Origin of the sequence: Nocardioides sp. (genome assembly GCF_035429765.1) — a bacterium.
Classification (GTDB): Bacteria; Actinomycetota; Actinomycetes; order Propionibacteriales; family Nocardioidaceae; genus Nocardioides.
In genome coordinates this window covers 1-23,530 of the sequence record NZ_DAOMFK010000017.1, presented here as the reverse complement: position 1 = coordinate 23,530, position 23,530 = coordinate 1, and the positions used below count along the sequence as shown (strand labels likewise).

The window sequence follows — 23,530 nt, the reverse complement described above, 5'->3', positions numbered from 1 at the left end:
ATGAGCGACTTCGTGCCGACCACGCCGCGTGCCGACCCTCCGTTCGCCGCGGACGAGGTGACGATGCTGCGGGGCTTCCTGGACTACTACCGAGCGACCGTACGCCGCCAGGCCGAGGGCCTGAGCCAGGAGCAGCTGGCGACCCCGCTGGCGCCCTCGACGATGACCCTCGGGGGCCTGCTCAAGCACCTCGCCGTGGTGGAGGAGAGCTGGTTCGACGAGACCCTCGCCGGTGAGGAGCTGGGGGAGCCGTGGGCCTCGGTGGACTGGGACGCCGACCGTGACTGGGAGTGGCACACCGCGGCGCAGGACGACCCGGCGTACCTCTTCTCGCTCTACGACCGCGCCATCGCCGCCGGCGACCGGCGGATCGACGAGGCGATGGCCGGGGACGGCCTCGACACCCGGTCGGTGCGGGGCAGCCACCGCACGGGCGAGCAGTTCACGCTGCGCTGGATCCTCGTGCACCTGATCGAGGAGTACGCCCGGCACGCCGGCCACGCCGACCTGATCCGCGAGTCCATCGACGGCGCCACCGATCTGTAGGCTCCCCGGGTGGCCTCCCGCATCCGCGTCGCTGAGCACCGCGACTGGCCGGCGATCTGGCCGTTCTTCCGGCAGATCGTCCAGGAGGGGGAGACCTACGCCTACCCGGCGGACCTGACCTCCGACCAGGCCCGGGCGCTCTGGCTTGAGCCGCCCCCCGCGCATGCGGTCGTGCTGGAGGACGAGGGCCGGGTCGTGGGCTCGGCGAGGATGGGGCCGAACCGTCCCGGCCGCGGCGCCCACATCGGCACCGCCTCGTTCATGGTCGACCCGGCCGCCCAGGGTCGCGGGGTCGGTCGGGAGCTGGCCGAGTGGGTCGTGGAGTGGCACCGCCGGGAGGGCTTCCGCGGGATCCAGTTCAACGCGGTCGTCGAGACCAACACCGCCGCCGTACGGCTCTGGCAGGCACTCGGGTTCCGGACCATCGGCACGGTTCCCGGCGCGTTCCGCTCCGCCCGTCACGGGTACGTCGGTCTGCAGGTGATGTTCCTCGACCTCCTCGGACCTGGGTCGGACGACACCGTGTCCGGTTGACGGACGTGGGTAGCGTGGCAGGGTGACCGTGCCCACCCCACCCGGCCTGCCCACCACGCTCGGTGCCCTGCGCGCCTCCGGCCACCAGCAGCTCCACCTGCGCCAGGAGATCCGCGCCAACCTGCTCGGCAAGCTGCGTGACGGCGAGGACCCCTGGCCCGGCCTGCACGGGTTCGGCGGCACCGTGATCCCGCAGCTGGAGCGGGCGCTGATCGCCGGCCACGACGTGGTGCTCCTGGGCGAGCGCGGGCAGGGCAAGACCCGCCTGCTGCGCACCCTGGTCGGGCTGCTGGACGAGTGGACCCCGGTCATCGAGGGCTCCGAGCTCGGCGAGCACCCCTACGAGCCGATCACCCCCGAGTCGCGCCGGCGGGCCGCCGAGCTGGGCGAGGAGCTGCCGGTCGCCTGGCGGAACCGCGAGGAGAGGTACGCCGAGAAGCTGGCCACTCCCGACACCTCGGTGGCCGACCTGATCGGCGACGTGGACCCGATGAAGGTGGCGGAGGGCCGGACCCTGGGCGACCCGGAGACCATCCACTTCGGGCTGATCCCGCGTTCCCACCGCGGGATCGTCGCGATCAACGAGCTGCCCGACCTGGCCGAGCGGATCCAGGTCGCGATGCTCAACGTGATGGAGGAGCGCGACATCCAGATCCGCGGCTACGTGCTCCGGCTGCCTCTGGACGTGCTGGTCGTCGCCAGCGCCAACCCCGAGGACTACACCAACCGCGGCCGGATCATCACCCCGCTCAAGGACCGGTTCGGTGCCGAGATCCGCACCCACTACCCGGTCGAGCTGGACGACGAGGTGTCGGTGATCCGCCAGGAGGCGCACCTGGTCGCCGAGGTGCCCGACCACCTCATCGAGATCCTCGCCCGGTTCACCCGCTCGCTGCGTGAGGCCAACGCCGTGGACCAGCGCTCGGGCGTCTCGGCCCGCTTCGCCATCGCCGGCGCCGAGACCCTCGCCGCCGCAGCTCTGCACCGGGCCACCACCCAGGGCGAGCCGGAGGCGGTGGCCAGGGTCGTCGACCTGGCCACGGTGGTGGACGTGCTCGGCGGAAAGGTGGAGTTCGAGACCGGCGAGGAGGGTCGCGAGCACGAGATCCTCACCCACCTGCTGCGCACGGCCACGGCGGAGACCGTGCGGCTCCGCCTGCGCGGGATCGACTTCGCCCTGCTCGTCGACGCGCTGGAGGGCGGTGCCATGGTCGCCACCGGCGACCAGGTCAGCGCCCGCGACCTGCTGCACGGGCTGCCGGTGCTCGGCGAGTCCGACCTGTACGACCAGGTGATGGACCGGCTCGAGGCGACCAACGACGGCGAACGGGCGGCCGCGATCGAGCTGGCGCTGGAGGGTCTCTACCTGGCCAGGAAGATCGGGAAGGACTCCGCAGGCGGGGAGACCGTCTATGGCTGACGGGGGCGGGGGATGAGCCCACGTCCGGACCGGCACCGGGCGCGGTACCTCAGGTACGCCGGGGGCGACCCGCTCGCCCCCCCGGTGGACCTCGCCGAGGCGCTGGACGCGATCGGCGAGGACGTGATGGCCGGGTACTCACCGGAGCGGGCGATGCGGGAGTTCCTGCGCCGCGGGGGTGCGCAGCGGCGCGGCCTGGACGACCTGGCGCGCCGGGTGGCGGAACGCCGCCGGGAGCTGCTGCGGACGCACCGTCTGGACGGCACGCTGCAGGAGGTGCGCGAGCTGCTGGACAAGGCCGTGCTCGCCGAGCGCGGCCAGCTCGCCCGCGACGTGGACCTCGACGACGCCGACCGGGCCTTCCGCCAGCTGCGGCTCGACAACCTTCCCGCCTCGACCGCGGCTGCGGTGAGCGAGCTGGCGTCGTACGACTGGCAGAGCAGCGAGGCCCGCGAGGCCTACGAGCAGATCAAGGACCTGCTCGGCCGGGAGCTGCTCGACCAGCGCTTCGCCGGCATGAAGCAGACGCTCGAGAACGCCACGGACGCCGACCGGGCCGCCGTCGGCGAGATGCTGGCCGACCTCAACGACCTCTTGGAGAAGCGCCGTCGCGGCGAGGACACCCAGGAGGACTTCGAGGAGTTCATGGAGCGGCACGCAGAGCACTTCCCCGAGCACCCGCGCACCCTCGACGAGCTGCTCGACACCCTCGCGGCGCGCGCCGCGGCTGCCCAGCGCCTGCTCGCGTCGATGTCCCCGGAGCAGCGGGCCGAGCTGAGGCAGCTCTCCGCGCAGGCGTTCGGCTCGGCCGAGCTGATGGACCAGCTCGCCCGGATGGACGGCAACCTGCAGGCGCTGCGTCCGGGAGAGGACTGGAGCGGCTCGGAGCGTTTCGAGGGCGAGCAGGGACTGGGGCTGGGCGACGGCACCGGGGTCCTGCAGGATCTCGCCGACCTCGACGACCTGGCCGAGCAGCTCTCCCAGTCCTACGACGGAGCCCGGCTGGACGACGTCGACCTCGACACGCTGGCGCGCCAGCTGGGCGACGAGGCGGCGGTCGACGCCCGCACCCTGGCCGAGCTGGAGCGGGCGCTGCGCGACTCCGGCTTCCTCAAGCGGGGCACCGACGGGCAGCTCCGGCTCTCCCCCAAGGCCATGCGTCAGCTCGGCAAGGCGCTGCTGCGTGACGTGGCCACCCGGCTGTCGGGGCGGCAGGGCCAGCGGGACGCGCGGCTGGCCGGTACGGCGGGCGAGCCGTCGGGGGCCGCGCGACCCTGGGAGTTCGGGGACACCGAGCCGTGGGACGTCACCCGCACCGTCGGCAACGCGGTGCGCCGTACGGCGGCGGACCGGGCACCCCGGCGCGGGTCCGGCAGGCCGCGGGTCCGGCTCGAGCTCCGCGACGTCGAGGTCACCGAGACCGAGGCCCGCAGCCAGGCGTGCGTGGCGCTGCTCGTGGACACGTCGTTCTCGATGGCGATGGACGGCCGCTGGGTGCCGATGAAGCGGACGGCGCTGGCACTGCACACCCTGATCCGCACCCGGTTCCGGGGTGACCACCTGCAGCTCATCGGCTTCGGCCGCCAGGCCCAGGTGATGGAGATCGAGGAGCTGACCGGTCTGGACGCGCTGTGGGACAAGGGCACGAACCTGCACCACGCGCTGCTGCTGGCCAACCGCCACTTCCGCCGGCACCCGAACGCCCAGCCGGTGCTGCTCGTCGTCACCGACGGGGAGCCCACGTCACACCTCGAGCCTGGTGGCGAGGTGTACTTCGCCTACCCGCCGCACCCGCTCACCATCGCCCACGCGGTACGCGAGCTGGACGCCGCAGGGCGGCTCGGCGCGCAGGTCACCTTCTTCCGGCTCGGCGAGGATCCGGGTCTGGCGCGGTTCGTGGACTCCATGGCGAGGCGGGTCGGGGGCCGGGTCGTGGCACCCGAGCTCGACGACCTGGGCGCGGCGGTCGTCGGCTCCTACCTGGGCGACCGGTCCCGCGACTCGTCGTACGCCGACGGCTTCGGCGGCTGGGGGACCCGGGGATTCTGGGTCGACTAGCCCCGTCCTACGTCGTCCGGACCGAGCCGGCGTCTGCTCCCTCCGTACGACGTCCCGGGCGCCAGTGGTGACGGGACGCGGTCAGGCGACGGCGTGGCGGCCGACGTGGTGCCCGCGGTGGGCCTGCAGCCCGGCGAAGAGGTACAGCAGTCCGGCCACCAGGACGGGCACTGCCACGATCATGGCGGAGCGCATCATCTCGCCACTGCTCAGCGCCAGCAGCGCCGGCGGCACGAGCGTGGCCGCGAGCATCGCCACCCCCGCGGTCAGCGTGTGCTCGGCGTGCCGTCCCAGGAAGGCCAGCGCCGTGCCGATCACCATCACCAGGACAGCGCCCACCGGCCCGACGTCGTCCTGGAAGCTCCGGTAGGCGTCGATGTCGACCAGGCCCCACGCGGCGAAGCCGATCGGCACCAGCACCGCGACCCAGCACCAGCGGGCCGCCCAGGCCGGCCAGCGCGTCACCACCAGCAGCAACGCCGCCAGCGGCACCGCCCACGTCAGGACGTAGCCGACGGCGGCCCAGCCGCCGGGGTCGTCGAACGTCTCACCGGTCACGAAGGCGAAGCCGAGGCCCATCGTGACCACGACCAGCCAGAACCCCGTCATCCTCAGAGCTCGCGTCCCATCCCCACGCATCTCGACCACCTCGGCCCGCGGCCATGTCGGTCTCCCGACACCTCCAGCCTAGGCCCCTCGCGGGCCGCGGGCGCTGTGGCAATGGTCTCCCGTCACGCGTCGTCCCCGGCGAACCCGGGCAGGAACTCCAGCAGGATGTCGCGGAACGGCGCATCGGCCTCGAGCTGGCTCAGCAGCCCGATGCCGCCGAGCCAGGTGCGGTGGATCAGCATGTACCCGGGCGGCAGGTTGAGCTTGGTCGCCACCGTGTACGAGGGCGCGGAGGGGTCGTTGAGCCGGTTGAACTGCTCCCTCATCCACTCGCGCGTGAACTGGAACCGCGGTTGCCGGGCCGGCTCGATGAAGGGTGCGAGGTAGTCGAGCACCAGCGCCGGGTCGACCTTGATGTTCTCCTTGACGAAGCCCTCCCGGCGCAGCCCCTCGAGCAGCTCGTCCTGGTCCTCGATGCTGGCGATGCGGATCAGGGTGCCCATGGCGCGAGGCATCGCTCGCTCGGGGAGCCGGGCCACGCTGCCGAAGTCGAGCACCCCCAGCCGGCCCGGGGTGCCGTCCTCCCGAGGCATCACCCGGAAGTTGCCGGGGTGCGGGTCGGCGTGGAGCATCCCGGTCCGCACGGGCCCCGAGAACAGGAACCGCGCCAGCAGCTCGCCGTAGTGGTCCCGCTCGGCCCGTGACCCGCCGGCGATCACCGCGGCGAGCGACGCGGGGCTCTCCAGCCACTCCGTCACCAGCACCGTCCGTCCGGTGGCCACCACGTCCGGCACCACGATCTGCGGATCCTCGCGGAAGCCGTCGGCGAAGGCCTGCTGGGCCTCCGCCTCCAGGTGGTAGTCGAGCTCCTCGAGCGCTCGGTCCTGGATCTCCGCGATCAGGGGCTTGACGTTCATGCCGGGGAAGAGTGGAGACATCCCGCGAGCGAGCCGGGCGATCTGCCTGAGGTCCCCGAGCAGCGCGTCGGAGGCACCGGGGTACTGGACCTTGACGGCGACCTCGCGCCCGTCGTGCCAGCGGCCGCGGTGCACCTGCCCGATGGAGGCGGCGGCCGTGGGGCCGCCGTCCATCCACACCAGGCGCTCGCGCCAGTCCGGGCCCAGCTCGCGCTCGATCTCCTCGCGCACGGTCTGGGTCGGCATGGGCGGCGCGGAGTCCTGGAGCCGGGTGAGGTGCTCACGGTACGGCGCGGCCACGTCCTCGGGCAGCGCCGACTCCAGGACCGAGAGCGCCTGACCGAACTTCATCGCGCCGCCCTTGAGCTCGCCGAGCGTGCGGAAGAGCTGGTCGGCGGTGCGCTGCTGGATCTCGCTGGTCACCGCCTCGGCGGGCTTGCCGCCCAGCCGCTTGCCGAGACCGACCGCGCTGCGCCCGGCGTACCCGAGGGGGAGGGCGGCCAGCCGCGCCGTGCGGGTGACGGCTCGGCGCGGGAGGTCGGTCATGCACCCCATTGTGGCTGACGGCGCCAGCCCCCCGGGGCGGCGCGCGCTGCGGCCCCTCACGCGCCGCACCAGATAGTCCGCCGCGAAACTCATCATCCGGGCTCCGGAAATGATGATTTGCGCGGCGGACTATCTCCGGAGCGGGGACGGTCGCAGTCCGGTGGGGCTCGGGGTGGTCACCGGGGGAGAGGGTGCGGGCGATGCGTGCCGCCGAGCTCCTCGACCACCACTGCCAGCGCGAAGGCGATCACCAGCACCGCTTGGACCGCGTCCCTGGCCTGGCTGCCGGCGTCCTCGTAGCCCCAGTTGCCGAGGGTGGAGGCGGCGGTGACGACGGCGAGCAGCGCCGCCAGCGCGACGGTCCACCAGCGCAGGTGGGGCCGCGCCAGCCGGACCATCCAGCCGAGCAGGACCACGATCCCGGCAGACAGCACGATGTTGACCGCCACCGCACCCCAGCCGTACCCACTGCCGGGGGGACCCTCGATGAGCATCAGGACGGTGATGACGCCGGCGACCACGAGGGAGGTGAGGAAGAGCGTCTGACGCACGGCCACAGGAGTCTCGGCCATGCCTTCAGGCTAGTCCGGTGAGCCCCGGACGGATCATTTCTGTGCTCGGGAAGACAACCGACCGAGGAGGCGCCTGGCACGATGAGCGCACGCCGACCTGGGCGTGCCGACCGGAGGACGATGTGACCGACTGGAATGCGGTGCTCGAGGCGCACGTGCGCTTCGAGCTGACGCGCTGGAGCGCCGCGTCGCTCCAGGACACCGTGAGGGAAGAGGCCGAGGCCCTCCTCGGGTGGCTGGGCACGGTCCGGCTGGCTGAGCTGGTCCCGCCCGAGGAGGCCACGCGTGCCGCCGCCGCGCTCGCCGAGGACCTGGCCCTGACCGACGAGCTCCTCGAGGTGGCGGCCGTGGCGGTGGCCGCGGCGCACGCGCGGCTGCGGCATGAGGGGCTCACCGTCGCAGCGCTGGTCACCAAGGAGGACTACGACGCGATGGTCGACGTGGTGGTCCGGATGGACGCAGTACGACGCGGTGCGATCGACGCAGTCACCGAGAGCGAGGCGTACAGCGGCCTGGTCGCCCGGGTCCTCTACCACGGGGTCAAGGCCTTCGTGCTGACCGAGAACGTCGTCGCCCGCAAGATCCCCGGCGCCTCCTCGCTGGTCCGGCTGGGCCAACGCGGGCTCAGCTCCGCGGCCCCGGGGCTCGAGGCGAACCTGGACCGTCAGCTGACGGCGTTCGTCCGGGCCAACATCGCCGACACGCTGCGTGACGGCAGGCGCTACCTGGAGGAATCGCTGGACGAGACGATGCTGCGGGCGATGGCCGACGAGGTGTGGCAGGAGTGGTCGCGCGGCACCGTAGCCTCGCTCGCCGAGCCGCTGGAGGCCACCGACCTGGCCGACCTGGTGCGCGCCTCCAGCCCGGTCCTGCGGCGGCTTCGCGACGCCGGTCTGCTCGGCGAGCTCGCGGCCCGCGCGGTCGACGAGGTGTGGGAGCTGCACGGAGACAGGCCGGTCGCCGAGCTGCTCCAGGAGCTCGGCCTCGACGCCCGGCACCTGGCGGACACTGCGCTGCTGCTCCTTCCGCCCCTCGCCGAGCACGCCCTGGCCCGCGGCTTCCTGGAGGCACGGATCCGGGCCAGGCTCGAGCCCTTCTACGCCGCCCAGGCACGGACTCCCGCGGGACGACGCCCGCGGCGGTCGTAGGGTCCGCTGGTATGGGGGACGCGGTGCAGGGCTTCCTCGCCGCTCTGGTGATCGCCACCGTGACCGCTCCGGTGGGGGTCTCCGGGGCGGTGTTCCTGCTCCCCGTGCAGCTCAGCCTGCTGCACGTCCCGAACCCCGCGGTGACCCCGACCAACCTGCTCTACAACGTCGTGGCGGGCCCCGGCGCCCTGCTCAGGTACCGCCGGAACGGTCAGCTGGCCGGCCCTTTGGCCCGCCGCCTCGTGGCCGGCACGGTTCCGGGGGTCGTCCTCGGGGCGATCATCCGGGTCCATCTGGTGCCTGGTGTGCGGCCGTTCCGGCTCATCGCGGCCGCGGTGCTGCTGGGTGTGGGCACCTGGCTGCTCAGGCAGACCTTGGGCGCCGCCCGACCGCGCGAGGCGCTGTCGGACCGTGCCGTGCTCCTGCTCGCGCTGGTCGTGGGCGTCATCGGTGGTGTGTACGGCATCGGGGGCGGCTCCCTGCTCAGCCCGATTCTCGTCGGCTCCGGGCTCACGGTGGTGGCTGTCGCGCCCGCGGCACTCGCCTCGACGTTCGTCACCTCCGTGGTCGGCGCCCTCACCTACGCAGTGCTCGCCCTGACAACGGACGGATCGGTGGCGCCGGACTGGAGGATCGGGCTGGCGTGCGGGCTCGGCGGCCTGGTGGGCGGGTACGCCGGGGCCCGGCTGCAGCCGTGGCTGCCCGAGCGGCTCCTGCGGATCCTCCTGGGCTCCCTCGCCGTCGCGGTCGCCTGCGTCTACCTGGTGCAGTCGCTCAGGTAGCCAGGCCTCCACCGCCTCGCTACTGGTGCGTACGACGTACCAGCCGCGTCGTACGCACCAGTAGCCGAGAGGCGCCGGATCGAAGAGGCGCGGTGACGAGGGGTGTCGCCCCGCAGGCACGGGGATACCATGGAAGTGGCGCAAGCAGGAGGCCGAGCCGGCTACCTGCCCCTTGTGGTCGACTCGGCCGCGACGAGTGGAACAAGGAGATGAGCGCCATGACCATGAAGGTCAGCTACCACATCGACGCACCGGTCAAGACGGTGTTCGACTACTTCATGGACCCGGCCAACGACGCCGGCGCCCCCGGCTACGAGGTTCTGGAGGCGAAGATGACCAAGGAGGGTGTCGGCACCTACGTCAACTGGCGCATCAAGATCGCCGGGGTCCCCGGCCCCCAGGGGTTCGAGGTCGTCACCGGTTACCAGCCGAACAAGCACATCACCGAGAAGTCCTCGAGCGCGATCGTGGGCAACTGGGACTACTCGTTCGAGCGGGAGGGGACGGGCACGAAGGTCACCTTGGAGCACCGCTCGCGGGCGCTGTGGGGCGTGCCGCCGCTGCGCAACATGATCGACTTCGGCACGACCAGGATGAGCCGGCTCTACATCGACAGGGTGAAGGCCAGGCTCGAGACCCAGCCGGTGGTCGAGAAGCCCAAGCCGGCCCCCAGGACCCGGAAGGCCGCCAGCTGACGGGTGCTCCTCGGACCCTAGGGCGCCACCAGCCCGGCACGCACGGCCAGCAGCGCGGCACGGACCCGGTCTCGCGAGTGGGTCTTGGCGAGCACGTTGCCGACGTGGGTCTTGATGGTGCTCTCGGACAGGAACAGGGTGGACGCGATCTCTGCGTTGTTCAGGCCCTCACCGATGCATCGCAGTACGTCGGTCTCGCGGTCGGTCAGGTGGGCCACGGACGGTACGGCCGCCGGCTCGCCCGCGAGGTCGACACCCGCGCGCATCCGCGCCAGCACCTGCCGGGTCACGCTGGGCGACAGCACGGCATCGCCGTCGGCCACGGACCTGACCGCCTCGACCAGCTGCTGGCCGGAGGCACGCTTGAGGAGGAAGCCGCTGGCCCCGGCCGCGACGGCACTGAGCACGTACTCGTCCTCGTCGAACGTGGTGAGGATGAGTACCGAGGGGGCTCCTGGACGGCCCGCGATCCTTCGCGTGGCTTCGAGGCCGTCGATGCCGGGCATCCGGATGTCGACGAGAGCCACGTCGATGGCCCGGTGGTCGGCGACGGCGTCGACCAGGTCCTGACCGTCCGCGCCCGACAGCACGACCTCCATGTCCGGTGCCGCCCCGACGATCATCGCGAGCCCCTCCCGGATGAGGTCCTGGTCGTCGACGATGGCGACCCTGATCACGGCGCCACCCGGACGGGGAGCACAGCGGTGACCGTCGTGCCGGTCCCTGGTCGCGTCTCGTAGCTCCAGGAGCCGCCCAGGCGCTCCACGCGTTCGCCGATCCCCATCAGGCCGCGCCCCACGCGCTCGGCCACCCCGGTGGCGTCGACGTCGCCCCGGCCGTTGTCCGACACCCGCACGGTCACCTCTCGCTCGGTGCCCACCACCTCGACGTGCGCCTGGGTCGCCCGGGCGTGCTTGAGGATGTTCGTCGTCGTCTCCTGGACGATGCGGTAGACGGCGAGCTGGGTGGAGTCACTGAGCTGGCCGCTGACATCGGTGGTGAGGTCGGCCGCGACCCCTGCGGCCCGCAACGGCTCCACCAGGGCGGGCAGGTCGGTCAGCCGCGGCGTCGCCCGGGTGGGCGGCGCGGCGCCGGTCTCGCGCAGCGATCCGACGAGCGTGTCCAGCTCGGTGAGTGCGTGGCGTCCCAGCTCGGCAATGGTGTCGAGGGTGTGGTCGTCAGCGCCGTGCGCCTTCGCCGCCTCAGCCGACACCACCATCGCAGTGACGTGGTGCCCGACGATGTCGTGGAGCTCGCGCGCCAGCTCGGCCCGCTCGCTGAGCCACGCCTGTCGCCGTTCCTGCTCCTGCGTGCGGGCGCGTAGGCGGGCGACCAGGGTCTCCGACTCCTCGGTCCTGGATGCGAGGCCCTGCATCGCGGCGGCCCCGCCGCCGATGAGCGCAGCCAGCGTCGCCGCAGCCGCGACGTCCGGGGAACCGACCAGCAGGCCGGTCGCCGCCGCGACCACCCCAGGGACGACAGCGCTCCAGCCCCCGACGGTACGGACGGCCAGGTAGGAGCAGATCGTCATCGCTCCCGCGGCGTAGACGAGCTCGTCACCGATGTAACCGTGCGCCGCAGCGCCCACGGCAAGGGCGCCGGCCGTGGTGGTGCCCAGCAGTGGCCACCGCACGGCCAGGGCGAGTCCGCTCATCGGCAGCAGCATCTCGGGGAGACCCCCGCCGAAGATCGTCAGCATCCCGACCGCGTAGAGCGCCGCGACGAGCAGCACCGTGACGCCCACGTCGACCGGGCGCAGGGAGCGGACCCGTCGGGCGGCGAGGCGCAGGTCCATGTGCTCATCATGGACCTGTCTCAGCCCGGCGGGCCTCGTCCCGTGGTACCGATTCGCGGACGTCTCAACGGCCCCCGCGTGCCGACGCGCGGCACCTCGGGCCGATCCGCGGACCGGGCCCGTCTCGGGAACGTGGAAGACATGACCTCAGCCACCGAACAAGACATCCGAGGCGCTCGCGTCGTCCGTACCGTCCCCAACCTCGTCACCGTGGTGCGGACGATCGCCGCGGTGGTACTGGGTGTCGCCGCCCTGCGGAACCACTCGGCCCAGCTGCTCCTCGCGGCCTACGCCATCTACTGGGGCGGCGACATCCTCGACGGGTGGTGCGCCCGACGGCTCCACCAGGAGACCCGGATCGGCGCCGTGCTCGACATCGTGAGCGACCGAGCCTGCATGGCCGTCCTGGCGGGTGCCTATCTCGACCTGCGCCCCCAGGCGGCCGCCCCCATGTGCGTGTTCCTGCTGCAGTTCATGGTGCTGGACTGCGTGCTCTCCCTGGCGTTCCTCGGCTGGCCGATCAAGAGCCCGAACGACTTCCACGTCGTCGACCGACTCGTGCACCGCCTCAACTGGTCGCCGCCGGCCAAGGCCCTCAACACCTCCGCCGTGGTGCTGGCCATGCTGACGGGCTGGATGACGGTGGCCCTGTGCCTGGGTCTCGGCCTGATCGCCGTCAAGTCCTGGTCTGCCAAGCGGACGCTGGTCCTCAAGGACTGGTCATGATCCGCGAGGTGGTTGCCGGCATCGGCATGGGCTTCGTGTCGGCGTTGGTGCCCGTGGTGAACGCCGAGGCCGTCCAGGCCGGCCTCTCGCTCCTCGAGCCCCCACACCTGGTCGCGGTCTCGGTGGTCGCCCTGGCCGGTGGCCAGACCGTGGGCAAGACCGTCATCTTCGGCGCGGCGCGGCGCGGGGTCGGGCGCTGCCGCCTCGTCCACGTGGGGCGCCCCCCGCGGGGGCCCCGGTGGGTCCGACGGGTCAACGCCACGCTGCTGCGGTGCCTCTCCCACCGTGTCGCGGGGCCCGCGACGGTCGCCGTCTCGGCGACCGTCGGCCTGCCGCCACTGGCGCTGGTCAGCGCGGCCGCGGGCGCCTCCACCCTCCGCTGGTCGGTCTTCGCCTCGGGCTGCTTCGTGGGTCGGCTCGTCCGCTTCGGGGCCGTAGCGGGCGGTGTCGCCGTCCTGGTCGGGTGAACCGGAGCGGCAGGCTCGCGGGTCGGGTCGCGCGGTGCCAGGTCAGTCCGTGACGCGACCAGGTCAAAGCGGAGTGGCTGCTCCCGGCTTGCGCCAGACAGAGACGTGGCTCTCGCTGTCGTTGGTGAAGGGATCGCCGCTCCACCCGGCCAGCCGGCTCTCGAGCTCCATGCCGGCGAGCTGCGCCATCAGGTCGCACTCGGCGGGCCAGACGTAGCGGAAGTTGCTCGCCCCGTAGGTCACGGTGCCGTCCGGATGGCGTCGATAGTGATGAGAGGTGCCCTGCTGGGTGGTCAGGTCGAAGGTGTCGAGGCCGACGTGATGCTCCCCGACGTGGAAGGGCACCGCTACCTGTCCGGGTGGCAAACGCCGGATACCGGGAATCCACAGCTCGATGACGAACCGTCCGCCCGGCGCGAGGTGTCTGGCCGCGTTGCGGAAGCAGGCGACCTGCGCGGCCTGGGTGCGGAGGTTCCCGAGGCCGTTCCAGACGAGGTAGACGAGGGAGAACTGCCCCGGAATCGCACTGGTGGCCATGTCGCCGACCACGACGGGGATGTCGCGGCACTTGCTGCGCAACTGGTCGACCATCGGCTGCGAAAGATCGATGCCGCTGACGGGAACGCCACGCTCGACCAGCGGTATCGCCACTCGCCCGGTGCCGATCGCGAACTCCAGCACCGGGCCGTCGCCGGCCAGGGCGGACAGGAAGGCAACCGCGGGTCCCAGGACCTCCGGCGCGAACATGAACGCCGAGTCCTCGTCGTACCGCTCGGCTGTCTGGGCATCCCACAGGTCACTGCTGGTCATCGCTGCAGCCTTGCCCATGCCGGACGTGCAGGCCACCCTGACCTCAGGGCGTCTGTGGGAAGGGCACGCCCGTGGCGGAGTGGCAGCGGTACCCGTGGGGGACCTTCACCAGGTACTGCTGGTGGTGGTCCTCGGCGTAGTAGTACGTCGTCTCGGCCGCCGGCCGCACCTCGGTGGTGATCTCCCCGAAGCCGCGCTCGGTCAGGGCGGGCTGGTAGCGGGCGAGCATGTCCCGCGCGACCTGCTCCTGCTCGGGCGTGGTCCAGTAGATCGCGGAGCGGTACTGCGTGCCCACGTCGTTGCCCTGCCGCATCCCCTGGGTCGGGTCGTGCACCTCGAGGAACACCGTGACCAGGTCGGCGTAGGAGACCACCGCGGGGTCGTAGACGACCCGGACCGCCTCGGTGTGGCCGGTGCGGCCCGTGCAGACCTCCTCGTACGTCGGGTGCGGGGTCGCCCCGCCGGCGTACCCGACGGAGGTGGACCACACCCCGGGCACCTGCCAGAACACCTCCTCGGCGCCCCAGAAGCAGCCGAGGCCGAACAGCGCGACCTCCAACCCGGGCGGCACCTCGTCGGTGACGAGCGGGGCGTCGAGCACCAGGTGCCGCTCGGCGAGCGGGAACGGCCGGGTCGACCGGCCGGGCAGCGCCCCGTCGGCGGTGGGAAGCGTCGACCTGCTGCGCGTGAAGAACATGGACCCTCCTCGGGCGGATGCTGGCCCCTGGTCCAACACCGCAGGGGCTGGGATCGTTCCCCGCGCCGGACGCGACCTCTAGGCTCTGCCGTCATGGAGACCCGCTGCACGTTCGAGGTCGAGGAGTTCACCCCCACCGACGCGGTCCCCGAGATCGAGACCGCGCTCGCCACCGGGCACGCCCGGATGGTCAAGCGGTACCAAGGCGGTCTGGAGGGGCGCTCGATCACCCAGTTCAGCTACGCCTTCGACGGAGACTCCGGGGTCGGCAGCTACGTGGCCACCGAGTCCTTCGAGGGCGCAGTGGACGGGCACGGGGGGACCTTCAACTTCATCCACTCCGCCACGACCCTCGGTCACGGTGAGCGTCTGCACGAGCTCCTCGTGGTGGTGCCCCGCAGCGGGACGGGGGCGCTCGCCGGGATCTCCGGCACCGGGTCGCTGGCCATCGACGCCGACGGCACGCACCGCATCGTCCTCGACTACACGCTCGAGGCGTGAGCTCCGGGCCCGGCTAGTCTCGGGTCCGTGACCGAGCACCAGCACAAGTCCGGCTTCGAGACCCGCGCGATCCACGCCGGCTACGAGCCCGATCCGGTGACGGGAGCGGTGATCCCGCCGATCCACGCGACGTCCACCTTCAAGCAGGACGGCGTGGGGGGCCTGCGTGGCGGCTACGAGTACAGCCGCTCGGCCAACCCCACGCGGACGGTGCTCGAGGCCAACCTGGCGGCCCTGGAGGAGGGGGAGCGCGGCTTCGCGTTCGCCTCCGGCCTGGCCGCCGAGGACACGCTGGTCCGCGCGCTGTGCCGTCCGGGTGACCACGTGGTGCTTCCGGACGACGCGTACGGCGGCACGTTCCGCCTCTTCGACAAGGTGGAGCGGGCCTGGGGGCTGGTGCACGACCCGGCACCGGCGTCCGACCCCGAGGCGGTGCGCGCCGCGATCCGGCCCGGCGCCACCAGGCTGGTCTGGGTGGAGACGCCCACGAACCCGCTGCTCGGGATCGGTGACATTCAGGTGCTCGCCGGGATCGCCCACGACGCCGGGGCCCTGCTGGTGGTCGACAACACCTTCGCCTCGCCGTACCTCCAGCAGCCGCTCACCCTGGGCGCCGACGTCGTCATGCACTCCACCACGAAGTACTGCGGCGGCCACTCCGACGTCGTCGGCGGCGCGCTGGTGGTGCGCGACCACGATCTGGCCGAGGCGCTGGCCTTCCACCAGAACGCCATGGGTGCCGTCGCCGGGCCGTTCGACGCGTGGCTGGTGCTGCGGGGCCTGAAGACCCTGGGGGTGCGGATGGACCGGCACTGCGAGAACGCGGAACGGGTGGTCGAGTACCTCAGCGGCCACCCCGCCGTCGCCGAGGTGTTCTACCCCGGCCTGGAGAGCCATCCGGGGCACGAGGTGGCACGGCGGCAGATGCGGCGGTTCGGCGGGATCGTGAGCTTCCGGGTGACCGGCGGGGAGCAGCAGGCACTCGCGGTGTGCGCCCGGACCGAGGTGTTCACGCTGGGTGAGTCGCTCGGAGGGGTGGAGAGCCTCATCGAGCACCCTGGCCGGATGACCCACGCCTCGGTGGCGGGCACCGCGCTGGAGGTGCCCAGTGACCTGGTCCGGCTCAGCGTCGGGATCGAGACCGCCGACGACCTGCTGGCCGATCTCGAACGGGCGCTCGCGTGAGCCCCTCGACCGGCCCGCGCCGGACCGCCGACCAGGTGGGGGTCGCCGTCTGCGTGGACTTCGGCTCCACCTTCACCAAGGCCGCCCTGGTCGACCTCGCCCGGGGACGGATCGTCGCCTCAGCCTCGCACCCGACCACCATCGAGACCGACGTGCTGGACGGGTACGACGCCTGCCTGGCCGAGCTCGCCGGCCAGGACTCCCGGGCGGAGGAGGCGGAGGTGCTCGCCTGCTCCAGTGCCGGCGGCGGTCTGCGGATCGCGGTGGTGGGCAACGAGGAGCTGGTCACCGCCGAGGCAGGACGCCGGGTGGCCCTCTCCAGCGGGGGGAAGGTCGTGGGCGTCTTCGCGGCCAGCCGTGGCGAGCGGCTGGCCGACCTGGCCGAGGTCGCGCCGGACGTGGTGCTGCTCACCGGTGGCACCGACGGCGGCAACCGCGAGGCCCTCGTCCAGTGCGCCACCGACCTCGTGGCCTCGCCGTGGCAGGGACCCGTGGTCGTCGCCGGCAACGTGCACGCCGAGGGGGAGGTGGCCCGGATCCTCACCGAGGGTGGGATGCCCTACGTGCTTGCGGACAACGTGGTGCCGCGGATCGGGGTGCTGACCCCCGACGGGGCCCGGACGGCGATCCGCGAGATGTTCCTGACGCACGTCATCGGGGGCAAGCACCTGTCCGAGCGCGCCGACTTCACCGCGATGGTGCGGGGCGCCACCCCCGACGTCGTCCTCACCGGCGTGGAGCTGCTGGCCCGAGGGGCCGGCGGGACGCACCGGGGGGCGGGTGACGTGGTGGTCGTCGACGTCGGGGGCGCGACCACCGACGTGCACTCCGTGGTGGAGGTCGACCCCGAGGAGAGTGAGCTGGCGCGCGAGGTCGTCGCGACCACACCGGTCACCCGCACCGTCGAGGCGGACCTGGGCCTGCGCTGGTCGGCGGTCACCACCGTCGAGCAGGCGGGGCTCGAGGGGCTGCTCGAGGCGGCGCGGCGACGGCACGAGGACCCGGCGTACCTCCCCGACAGCGACACCGAGGCCGACACCGACGAGGCCATCGCCCGGGCCGCGGTCGGGCTGGCGCTGCGACGGCACGCAGGGCGAAGCCGCGTGGTGGTCGGCCCGGAGGGTCGCGTGGTCGAGCGCACCGGGAAGGACCTGCGCGAGGTGGACCTGCTTGTCGGCTCGGGCGGCATCCTGCGCAGCGGCCGGCCGGGCGTGGCCGAGCGGGTGCTCGCGGGCAGCCTGGGCGAGCAGATCGAGGGCGGCTGGCAGCTGCCCCGCCACCCTGCCATCGTGGTCGACCACGACTACGTGCTGGCGGCCGCAGGGCTCCTGGCCGCCGACCACCCGGAAGCGGCGCACCGTCTCGTGTCCACCCTGCACCCTCGGACCGCTGGGTAGCCTGTCCGGGTGACCGACGAGGGGGAGGCCCAGGACGCCCCGGCGGGGACCGCGCGCAGCGCCGAGGACCGCGCGCTGCGACGGCTCGCCCAGGTGCGGGCCAGGCTCCGCGCCGAGCGGCGTGCCGCCGAGCGGCGTACCACTGAGCCGCCGACGATCCAGACCGGCCCCACCAACTTCTCGCGGGCGCAGGTCCCCTGGGGCCTCGACCTGGCCGCCGCCTGGTCCTGGCGGTTCCTGGTGATCGCGGCGGCGGGGTACGCGATCTTGTGGCTGGTCTGGTACTTCGCGGTGATCGCGGTACCGGTGCTCATCGCGCTGCTGATCTCCGCGCTGGTGGTCCCGCTGGTGCGGGCGATGGGGCGGGTGGGCGTCCGCCAGGGGGTGGCCGCCGCCCTGGTCGTCGTGGGCGGCATCGGGTTCGTCGCCGCACTGCTGACGCTGGCCGGGTCGCAGGTCGCCAACGGTGCCTCCGACCTCGCCGACCAGGTGGTGCAGGGCCTGGACGAGATCAAGGCGTGGCTGAAGGAGGGGCCGCTCCACGCGACCGACTCCCAGATCAACGACTACATCGACCAGGTCCAGGTGGCGATCACCGACTGGAGCAAGTCACAGGGCAGGTTGTCCCAGGTGACCGCCCTCGGCGCCACCATCGGGCACGTCGTCGCCGGCTTCTTCATCGTGTTGTTCTCCACCTACTTCTTCCTCGCCGACGGTGCCCGGATCTGGGCGTGGTTCGTGCGGCTGGCACCCCGCGCAGCCCGCGAGCGGGTCGACTCCTCCGGCCAGGTCGCGTGGGTCTCGCTCACCCAGTTCGTCCGGGCGACCGTCCTCGTCGCGATGGTCGACGCGGCGGGCATCATGATCGTGGCGGCGATCCTGGGCGTCCCGTTCGTGCTGGCCATCGGGGTGCTGGTGTTCCTCGGTGCGTTCGTGCCGATGGTCGGCGCCACCGTCGCCGGCACCGTGGCCGTCCTGGTCGCCCTCGTCGACCAGGGTCCCTGGACCGCCCTGCTGATGCTCGGCGGCGTGATCCTGGTCCAGCAGATCGAGGGGCACATCCTCCAGCCCTTCCTGATGGGCCGCTTCGTCTCGGTGCACCCGCTCGGCGTGATCGTGGCCATCGGCTGCGGTGTCCTGGTGGCCGGGGTGGCCGGCGCGCTGGTGGCGGTGCCGCTCGCCGCTGCGGTGAACGCGGTCGTCGAGCACCTGGCGGCGGACACCGAAGTCGGGGAGGATCCCGAGGAGGCGCTCCAGGAGGATCTCGTGGAGATGCGGGCGGTCGAGGAGGAGCAGCATGAGTGACACCCGAGGTTGCGGTGGCTGAGGTCGGCCTGGCCGACATCCAGGAGGCCGCACGGCTGCTGGAGGGGGTTGCCATCCGGACCCCGATGGAGGGTGCCCGCTGGCTGTCGGCGCTGGCCGGCGGACCGGTCCGCCTCAAGTGCGAGAACCTCCAGCGCACCGGCTCGTTCAAGCCCCGCGGCGCCTATCTGCGGCTGTCGCGGCTGGACGAGTCCGAACGCGCCGCCGGCGTGGTCGCGGCCTCCGCCGGCAACCACGCCCAGGGGGTCGCGCTCAGCGCGCAGCTGCTCGGGATCACCGCCACGGTGTTCATGCCGGAGGGTGCGCCGATCCCCAAGGTCAACGCGACCCGCGGCTACGGCGCCGACATCGTCTTCCACGGCCAGTACCTCGACCAGGCCATCGTCGCCGCCAAGCAGTACGCCGCCGACACCGGCGCCGTGTTCATCTCCCCGTTCGACCACGTCGACGTGGTCACCGGGCAGGGCACCTGCGGCCTGGAGATCCTCGAGCAGACGCCGGAGGTCGAGACCGTTCTCGTGCCCACCGGCGGCGGCGGCCTGCTCGCCGGGATCGCGATCGCGGTCAAGTCCCAGCGCCCCGGTGTCCGGGTGGTCGGGGTGCAGGCCGAGGGGGCCGCGGCGTTCCCGCCGTCGCTGGCCAGCGGCGCGCCGGTGCAGCTGGAGTCGATGCGCACGATGGCCGACGGGATCGCGGTCGGCCGCCCGGGCGACCTCACCTTCCGGGCCGTGCAGGAGTACGTCGACGAGGTCGTCACGGTCTCCGAGGACTCGCTGGCCAAGGCGCTGCTGGCGCTCATGGAGCGCGCCAAGCAGGTGGTCGAACCGGCCGGGGCGGCGGCCGTCGCGGCGTTGATGGACCAGCCCACGGCGTACGCGACCCCGGCGGTGGCGGTGCTCTCGGGCGGCAACATCGACCCGCTGCTGCTCGGCAAGGTGATCCGTCACGGCCTGGCCGCAGCCGGTCGGTACCTGTACATCGGAGTGGTCATCTCCGACCTGCCCGGCGGACTGGCCGGGCTGCTGACCGAGCTCAGCGACCTGGGGGCCAGCGTGATCGACCTGACCCACGAGCGCATCTCGCCCACCCTGGGGCTGCACGAGGTGGAGGTGGCGCTGCAGCTGGAGACCCGGGGCTCCACCCACTCCGCGCAGGTCGTGGGCCGGTTGCGGGAGCTGGGCTACCGGATCGTCGAGTGAGCCGCCCGGGTCAGCCGGTGAAGGGCACGGCGTCCACGATCTCGACGTGGAGCTGCTTGCCGTTGGGGGCCTGGTAGCTCACGGTGTCGCCGCGGTGCGCGCCCATGATCGCCGCCCCCAGCGGGGACTGCGGGGAGAAGACGGGGATGGTGCCGTCCTCCATCTCCCGGTGGCCCAGGAGGAACGTCTCGGTCTCCTCGTCGTCGACGAAGCGGTAGGTGACCTTCATGCCCGGCTCGACGATGCCGTCGTCGGGAGGGGTCTCGCCCACCTGTGCGACCCGGAGCATCTCCTGGATCTGGCGGATCCGGGCCTCGACCTTGCCCTGCTCGTCCTTCGCGGCGTGGTACCCGCCGTTCTCCTTCAGGTCGCCCTCGTCGCGCGCCGAGCTGATCCGCTCGATGATCTCCTGGCGCACCGGTCCGGAGAGGTGCTCGAGCTCGGCCTTGAGCTTGTCGTGGGTCTCCTGGGTGAGCCAGATCGTGTCGTGCTCGGACTGCGTCATGGAGTACTCCTGGGTCGGGTCGTGGGTGCGGTCGGGCCGCAGCTGCTGCACGACCCCGCTCAGCGTTCAAGTCGCCTGGGTCAGGCGTGCGGACATGAGTGGACAAGTCTAGCAACTGCCGCCCGGAATCCTGAGCCGGATCCACAGCCTCCGTCAGCGCGGCTGGTTCTGACGCGGGGTCGTGCACCCCACCTTCTCGACGCTGGTCGCCCTGCGCTCGGTCCGGATGACGACCTCGTTGCGACCCTCGACCGGCACGAAGCTCAGCTCGCCCACCGCCACGTGGTCCTCCGACATGGCGCGCAGCGTGCAGCGTGGCTCGTCGGCGCCCTCCGCCACCGTGACGTCGAGGACTGCGTCCACCGAGTGCTCGTCGACCACGGTGTAGCCGACCAGCTCCGAGCGCACGTCCGGGGTCGAGTGCCACCACACCGCCCACCCGACCCACACCAGGAACGCCGTGACCACGACCGCCACCGCGGTGCCCAGCGCCCAGCGGGTGGCCCTCGGGCGCGCGCCGTACCGGCCTTCGGGCAGCGTGGCTGGGGGGCTCATCGCCCCATCGTCGCACCTAGAATCGCGCCATGCCCCAGCACCCCCGGGCCGGCTACCGGCTCCTGCACGTGCACGCCCACCCCGACGACGAGTCGAGCAAAGGGGCGGCCACGACCGCCCGCTACGTGGCCGAGGGCGTGGACGTGCACGTGGTCACCTGCACCGGGGGCGAGCGCGGCTCGATCCTCAACCCGAAGATGGATCGTCCGGAGATCCTCGCCACCATCACCGAGGTTCGTCGGCAGGAGATGGAGCGGGCCCGCGACATCCTCGGCATCACCCAGGACTGGCTGGGTTTCGTGGACTCCGGCTGGCCCGAGGGCGACCCGAGGCCGCCGCTGCCCGACGGCTGCTTCGCCTCCCTGCCGGTCGAGGAGGCGGCCGAGCCGCTGGTGGCCCTGATGCGCCGGTTCCGGCCGCACGTCGTCACGACGTACGACGAGCGCGGGGGCTACCCGCACCCCGACCACATCATGTGCCACCGGGTCAGTGTCGAGGCCTTCGCGGCCGCCGGGGACCCCCAGCGGTACCCCGAGGCCGGTGAGCCGTGGCAGCCGCTGAAGCTCTACTACCACCACACGTTCAACCGGCCCCGCTACCAGGCGCTGCACGAGGCGATGCTGCGGCACGGCTTCGAGTCGCCGTACGCCGAGCGGCTCGCGGAGTGGAAGGTCGACCCGGAGTGGGACGCGCGGATCACCACGCGCGTCCCGTGCGCGGCGTACTTCGGCGTCCGGGACCAGGCACTGATGGCGCACGCGACGCAGATCGATCCCGACGGGCCGTGGTTCGCCGTGCCCCGGGAGATCCAGGAGGAGGTCTGGCCGCACGAGGACTACGAGCTGGTGACCGCCCACGTGGAGGCGTCGCTGCCCGAGGACGACCTGTTCGCGGGCATCACCGACCCTGCGTGACACACTGGACGCATGCCTGCTGCACTCACCTTGGCGCTGACGGTCCTGGCCGAGGACCCGGTCCCCGAGGACAACGACGTCGTCGCGGGCGGGTGGGGTGCCTTCTTCTTCGTCGCGCTGATCCTGGCGACGGTGCTGCTGGCGTTCAGCTTCGTCAAGCAGCTGCGCAAGGCCCGGGCGGCCAAGGACGCCGGGGTGTACGGCGACGAGCCCGTCCCGCCCGTGCAGGAACCCACCGACCAGGAGTGAGCCGGCCGGTCACCGTCGGGTGAGCCGCACCAGGCAGTCGTAGGCGGTCCGCTCGGACGCGCCACCGTGCTCGTCGGGCACCGCCACGAGCCGCTCCACCCGCCCGGCCCGGACCACGTCGAAGTCCTTTCCGACCAGGTCGGCCAGGACGTCCTCGGCCGACATCAGCACCGCCGGGTCCTGCGGCCCGCCGGTCCCGTCGAGCAGGTTGGACGAGTCGTGGGCGACGAGCAGGAACGTGCCCCCGGGGACCAGGGCGTCGAAGGCGTTGCGGACGGCGGCGGCTCGCTCGGCCGCCGGCAGCTGCAGGTAGCAGACCACGGCCAGGCCGTAGCCGGTCCCCCGCCAGGTCGTCGCGTCGGCGTGCACCCACTCCACCCGGGCGTCGCCGGCCAGCTGGCGCCCCTTCTCCAGGCCGGTGCGGGAGAAGTCGACCGCCGTGACCTCCCAGCCCTGACGGGCCAGCCAGATGGCGTTGCGGCCCTCGCCGGCGGCCAGGTCCACCGCCCGGCGCGGCTCGGAGGCCAGGTCCGTACACTCCCTGGCCACGAACTGGTTCGGCTCCACCGACCACACCGGCTCGCGCCCGGCGTACCGCTCGTCCCAGGCATGCGCATCCATGGAGCCACGGTACCCACGCCCGGTCGCCGACGCGTCTAGGCTGCCGCACGATGACCGAGACCGGACCCGAGGCACTGGACCCGCGCAGCGTGCTGGGCAAGGCGATGCGGGTCCTGCGGGCGTTCACCGCCGAGGACCACGGGCTCGGGTTCGCCGAGCTCCAGCGGCGGACGGGGCTCCCGAAGGCGACGCTGCACCGGGTGGCGAGCGACCTGGTCAGGGCCAGGCTCCTGGACCGGATCGACGGGGACTACCACCTCGGCGGACTGCTCTTCGAGCTCGGCATGCTCGCCTCGCTCGAGCGGACCCTGCTGGAGGTCGCCACGCCGTTCCTCGAGGACCTCTACGAGCGCACCCACGAGACCGTCCACCTGGCCGTGCGCGAGGGGTCCGAGGTGGTGTACGTCGCCAAGGTCGCGGGCCACCGGCAGGTGCGGTCGCCCTCGCGGATCGGGGGCCGGATGCCGCTGCACTCCACCGCCCTGGGCAAGGCGCTGCTGGCCCACGCCGGGGAGTCGGTCCGGGTGCCGGTGCTCTCCGGGAGCCTGGAGCGGCTCACACCGCGCACGATCACCGCACCCGGGCGGCTGCGTCAGCAGCTGGACGCCGTCGTGGAGACCGGGGTGGCCTACGAGTACGAGGAGTCGGCGCCCGGGATCGTCTGCGTGGCCGCGCCGATCCTTGACAGCGACGACCGGCCGGTGGCCGCGGTCAGCGTCGCCGGCCCGGTGACCCGCTTCCGCCCACCGGAGCACG

Annotated in this window: 27 protein-coding genes; 17 read left to right on the top strand and 10 right to left on the bottom strand. The window is 72.5% G+C overall.

Annotated elements, in window-relative coordinates; translation table 11 throughout:
* From PLP61_RS03430 to PLP61_RS03415, 4 genes are read left to right on the top strand one after another with little or no spacing between them, the layout of a single operon-like run.
* Positions 1 to 546 (top strand): DinB family protein, encoded by a 546-nt coding sequence (locus tag PLP61_RS03430; RefSeq protein ID WP_324500367.1) that lies wholly within the window; start codon positions 1 to 3, stop codon positions 544 to 546.
* Between the two features lie 9 nt (positions 547 to 555).
* Positions 556 to 1,080 (top strand): GNAT family N-acetyltransferase, encoded by a 525-nt coding sequence (locus PLP61_RS03425; protein ID WP_324500365.1) that lies wholly within the window; start codon positions 556 to 558, stop codon positions 1,078 to 1,080.
* Positions 1,081 to 1,102: 22 nt separating this feature from the next.
* Positions 1,103 to 2,500, top strand: a complete 1,398-nt coding sequence (locus tag PLP61_RS03420) for a magnesium chelatase ATPase subunit I (protein WP_324500363.1) — start codon at positions 1,103 to 1,105, stop codon at positions 2,498 to 2,500.
* Positions 2,501 to 2,512: 12 nt separating this feature from the next.
* A complete protein-coding gene (locus PLP61_RS03415) occupies positions 2,513 to 4,558 on the top strand; it encodes a vWA domain-containing protein (protein WP_324500361.1) in 2,046 nt (681 codons plus the stop codon).
* An 81-nt stretch (positions 4,559 to 4,639) separates the two neighbouring features.
* Here PLP61_RS03415 and PLP61_RS03410 read toward each other — a convergent pair whose 3' ends face one another.
* The 3 genes from PLP61_RS03410 to PLP61_RS03400 form a co-directional block, all read right to left on the bottom strand.
* Complete coding sequence (locus PLP61_RS03410; RefSeq protein ID WP_324500359.1) at positions 4,640 to 5,167, bottom strand: hypothetical protein; 528 nt, start codon at positions 5,165 to 5,167, stop codon at positions 4,640 to 4,642.
* 122 nt (positions 5,168 to 5,289) lie between these two features.
* On the bottom strand, positions 5,290 to 6,630 hold the full coding sequence (locus tag PLP61_RS03405) for an ABC1 kinase family protein (protein ID WP_324500357.1): 1,341 nt from the start codon (positions 6,628 to 6,630) through the stop codon (positions 5,290 to 5,292).
* 176 nt (positions 6,631 to 6,806) lie between these two features.
* Positions 6,807 to 7,202 carry a hypothetical protein gene (locus PLP61_RS03400; protein WP_324500355.1) on the bottom strand — a complete coding sequence of 132 codons (396 nt, stop codon included), beginning with the start codon at positions 7,200 to 7,202 and terminating at the stop codon, positions 6,807 to 6,809.
* Positions 7,203 to 7,324: 122 nt separating this feature from the next.
* Between PLP61_RS03400 and PLP61_RS03395 the strand changes: the two genes are divergently transcribed.
* From PLP61_RS03395 to PLP61_RS03385, 3 genes are all read left to right on the top strand, one after another.
* Entirely contained in the window at positions 7,325 to 8,350 is a 1,026-nt protein-coding gene (locus PLP61_RS03395) for a hypothetical protein (protein WP_324500354.1), read from the top strand.
* 11 nt (positions 8,351 to 8,361) lie between these two features.
* Complete coding sequence (locus PLP61_RS03390) at positions 8,362 to 9,132, top strand: sulfite exporter TauE/SafE family protein (RefSeq protein WP_324500352.1); 771 nt, start codon at positions 8,362 to 8,364, stop codon at positions 9,130 to 9,132.
* A 209-nt stretch (positions 9,133 to 9,341) separates the two neighbouring features.
* Entirely contained in the window at positions 9,342 to 9,827 is a 486-nt protein-coding gene (locus PLP61_RS03385) for an SRPBCC family protein (RefSeq protein ID WP_324500351.1), read from the top strand.
* A 17-nt stretch (positions 9,828 to 9,844) separates the two neighbouring features.
* Here the strand turns inward: PLP61_RS03385 and PLP61_RS03380 are convergent, their stop codons facing one another.
* Entirely contained in the window at positions 9,845 to 10,504 is a 660-nt protein-coding gene (locus PLP61_RS03380) for a response regulator (RefSeq protein WP_324500349.1), read from the bottom strand.
* Complete coding sequence (locus PLP61_RS03375; RefSeq protein WP_324500347.1) at positions 10,501 to 11,622, bottom strand: sensor histidine kinase; 1,122 nt, start codon at positions 11,620 to 11,622, stop codon at positions 10,501 to 10,503. The genes PLP61_RS03380 and PLP61_RS03375 overlap by 4 nt, the downstream gene beginning before the upstream one ends.
* A 141-nt stretch (positions 11,623 to 11,763) precedes the next feature.
* Here PLP61_RS03375 and PLP61_RS03370 point away from each other — a divergent pair, with 141 nt between their 5' ends.
* Positions 11,764 to 12,348 carry a CDP-alcohol phosphatidyltransferase family protein gene (locus PLP61_RS03370; protein WP_324500346.1) on the top strand — a complete coding sequence of 195 codons (585 nt, stop codon included), beginning with the start codon at positions 11,764 to 11,766 and terminating at the stop codon, positions 12,346 to 12,348.
* Complete coding sequence (locus PLP61_RS03365; RefSeq protein WP_324500344.1) at positions 12,345 to 12,815, top strand: hypothetical protein; 471 nt, start codon at positions 12,345 to 12,347, stop codon at positions 12,813 to 12,815. Before PLP61_RS03370 ends, PLP61_RS03365 begins: the two co-directional genes overlap by 4 nt.
* A gap of 63 nt (positions 12,816 to 12,878) precedes the next feature.
* On the opposite strand, the gene PLP61_RS03360 is transcribed toward PLP61_RS03365, so the two are convergent.
* Positions 12,879 to 13,625 carry a class I SAM-dependent DNA methyltransferase gene (locus PLP61_RS03360; protein ID WP_324500343.1) on the bottom strand — a complete coding sequence of 249 codons (747 nt, stop codon included), beginning with the start codon at positions 13,623 to 13,625 and terminating at the stop codon, positions 12,879 to 12,881.
* A gap of 43 nt (positions 13,626 to 13,668) precedes the next feature.
* Positions 13,669 to 14,322 carry a peptide-methionine (S)-S-oxide reductase MsrA gene (gene msrA / locus PLP61_RS03355; protein ID WP_324500342.1) on the bottom strand — a complete coding sequence of 218 codons (654 nt, stop codon included), beginning with the start codon at positions 14,320 to 14,322 and terminating at the stop codon, positions 13,669 to 13,671.
* Between the two features lie 93 nt (positions 14,323 to 14,415).
* On the opposite strand from msrA, the gene PLP61_RS03350 reads away from it, so the two are divergent.
* Genes PLP61_RS03350 through ilvA form a run of 5 tightly spaced genes read left to right on the top strand, consistent with a single transcriptional unit; the run spans position 14,416 to position 19,930 of the window.
* Complete coding sequence (locus PLP61_RS03350) at positions 14,416 to 14,823, top strand: DUF3224 domain-containing protein (RefSeq protein WP_324500341.1); 408 nt, start codon at positions 14,416 to 14,418, stop codon at positions 14,821 to 14,823.
* 27 nt (positions 14,824 to 14,850) lie between these two features.
* Entirely contained in the window at positions 14,851 to 16,008 is a 1,158-nt protein-coding gene (locus tag PLP61_RS03345; RefSeq protein ID WP_324500340.1) for a cystathionine gamma-synthase, read from the top strand.
* Complete coding sequence (locus PLP61_RS03340; RefSeq protein WP_324500339.1) at positions 16,005 to 17,405, top strand: glutamate mutase L; 1,401 nt, start codon at positions 16,005 to 16,007, stop codon at positions 17,403 to 17,405. The genes PLP61_RS03345 and PLP61_RS03340 overlap by 4 nt, the downstream gene beginning before the upstream one ends.
* A 9-nt stretch (positions 17,406 to 17,414) precedes the next feature.
* Positions 17,415 to 18,710 (top strand): AI-2E family transporter, encoded by a 1,296-nt coding sequence (locus PLP61_RS03335; protein WP_324500338.1) that lies wholly within the window; start codon positions 17,415 to 17,417, stop codon positions 18,708 to 18,710.
* On the top strand, positions 18,707 to 19,930 hold the full coding sequence (gene ilvA, locus PLP61_RS03330; RefSeq protein ID WP_324500337.1) for a threonine ammonia-lyase: 1,224 nt from the start codon (positions 18,707 to 18,709) through the stop codon (positions 19,928 to 19,930). The genes PLP61_RS03335 and ilvA overlap by 4 nt, the downstream gene beginning before the upstream one ends.
* A gap of 10 nt (positions 19,931 to 19,940) precedes the next feature.
* Here ilvA and greA read toward each other — a convergent pair whose 3' ends face one another.
* Both greA and PLP61_RS03320 read right to left on the bottom strand, forming a co-directional pair.
* Entirely contained in the window at positions 19,941 to 20,435 is a 495-nt protein-coding gene (gene greA / locus PLP61_RS03325; RefSeq protein ID WP_324500386.1) for a transcription elongation factor GreA, read from the bottom strand.
* Between the two features lie 153 nt (positions 20,436 to 20,588).
* Entirely contained in the window at positions 20,589 to 20,990 is a 402-nt protein-coding gene (locus tag PLP61_RS03320; RefSeq protein WP_324500336.1) for a DUF4307 domain-containing protein, read from the bottom strand.
* A 29-nt stretch (positions 20,991 to 21,019) separates the two neighbouring features.
* Here PLP61_RS03320 and mca point away from each other — a divergent pair, with 29 nt between their 5' ends.
* Positions 21,020 to 21,904: a mycothiol conjugate amidase Mca gene (gene mca, locus PLP61_RS03315; protein ID WP_324500335.1), complete on the top strand. Its 885-nt coding sequence runs from the start codon at positions 21,020 to 21,022 to the stop codon at positions 21,902 to 21,904.
* A 12-nt stretch (positions 21,905 to 21,916) separates the two neighbouring features.
* Entirely contained in the window at positions 21,917 to 22,153 is a 237-nt protein-coding gene (locus tag PLP61_RS03310) for a hypothetical protein (protein WP_324500333.1), read from the top strand.
* Positions 22,154 to 22,162: 9 nt separating this feature from the next.
* On the opposite strand, the gene PLP61_RS03305 is transcribed toward PLP61_RS03310, so the two are convergent.
* Positions 22,163 to 22,774 (bottom strand): class I SAM-dependent methyltransferase, encoded by a 612-nt coding sequence (locus PLP61_RS03305; protein WP_324500332.1) that lies wholly within the window; start codon positions 22,772 to 22,774, stop codon positions 22,163 to 22,165.
* 50 nt (positions 22,775 to 22,824) lie between these two features.
* On the opposite strand from PLP61_RS03305, the gene PLP61_RS03300 reads away from it, so the two are divergent.
* The coding region (locus tag PLP61_RS03300; protein ID WP_324500331.1) for an IclR family transcriptional regulator at positions 22,825 to 23,530 on the top strand (706 nt) is incomplete at its 3' end.

Bases quoted from the DNA above. Each gene is read 5' to 3' on its own strand.
- PLP61_RS03430 (WP_324500367.1), top strand. From the start codon at position 1: ATGAGCGACTTCGTGCCGACCACGCCGCGTGCCGACCCTCCGTTCGCC.
- PLP61_RS03415 (WP_324500361.1), top strand. From the start codon at position 2,513: ATGAGCCCACGTCCGGACCGGCACCGGGCGCGGTACCTCAGGTACGCC.
- PLP61_RS03410 (WP_324500359.1), bottom strand. From the start codon at position 5,167: ATGACGGGGTTCTGGCTGGTCGTGGTCACGATGGGCCTCGGCTTCGCC.
- PLP61_RS03405 (WP_324500357.1), bottom strand. From the start codon at position 6,630: ATGACCGACCTCCCGCGCCGAGCCGTCACCCGCACGGCGCGGCTGGCC.
- PLP61_RS03400 (WP_324500355.1), bottom strand. From the start codon at position 7,202: ATGGCCGAGACTCCTGTGGCCGTGCGTCAGACGCTCTTCCTCACCTCC.
- PLP61_RS03390 (WP_324500352.1), top strand. From the start codon at position 8,362: ATGGGGGACGCGGTGCAGGGCTTCCTCGCCGCTCTGGTGATCGCCACC.
- PLP61_RS03385 (WP_324500351.1), top strand. From the start codon at position 9,342: ATGAGCGCCATGACCATGAAGGTCAGCTACCACATCGACGCACCGGTC.
- PLP61_RS03375 (WP_324500347.1), bottom strand. From the start codon at position 11,622: ATGGACCTGCGCCTCGCCGCCCGACGGGTCCGCTCCCTGCGCCCGGTC.
- PLP61_RS03370 (WP_324500346.1), top strand. From the start codon at position 11,764: ATGACCTCAGCCACCGAACAAGACATCCGAGGCGCTCGCGTCGTCCGT.
- PLP61_RS03365 (WP_324500344.1), top strand. From the start codon at position 12,345: ATGATCCGCGAGGTGGTTGCCGGCATCGGCATGGGCTTCGTGTCGGCG.
- PLP61_RS03360 (WP_324500343.1), bottom strand. From the start codon at position 13,625: ATGACCAGCAGTGACCTGTGGGATGCCCAGACAGCCGAGCGGTACGAC.
- msrA (WP_324500342.1), bottom strand. From the start codon at position 14,322: ATGTTCTTCACGCGCAGCAGGTCGACGCTTCCCACCGCCGACGGGGCG.
- PLP61_RS03350 (WP_324500341.1), top strand. From the start codon at position 14,416: ATGGAGACCCGCTGCACGTTCGAGGTCGAGGAGTTCACCCCCACCGAC.
- greA (WP_324500386.1), bottom strand. From the start codon at position 20,435: ATGACGCAGTCCGAGCACGACACGATCTGGCTCACCCAGGAGACCCAC.
- PLP61_RS03320 (WP_324500336.1), bottom strand. From the start codon at position 20,990: ATGAGCCCCCCAGCCACGCTGCCCGAAGGCCGGTACGGCGCGCGCCCG.
- mca (WP_324500335.1), top strand. From the start codon at position 21,020: ATGCCCCAGCACCCCCGGGCCGGCTACCGGCTCCTGCACGTGCACGCC.
- PLP61_RS03310 (WP_324500333.1), top strand. From the start codon at position 21,917: ATGCCTGCTGCACTCACCTTGGCGCTGACGGTCCTGGCCGAGGACCCG.
- PLP61_RS03305 (WP_324500332.1), bottom strand. From the start codon at position 22,774: ATGGATGCGCATGCCTGGGACGAGCGGTACGCCGGGCGCGAGCCGGTG.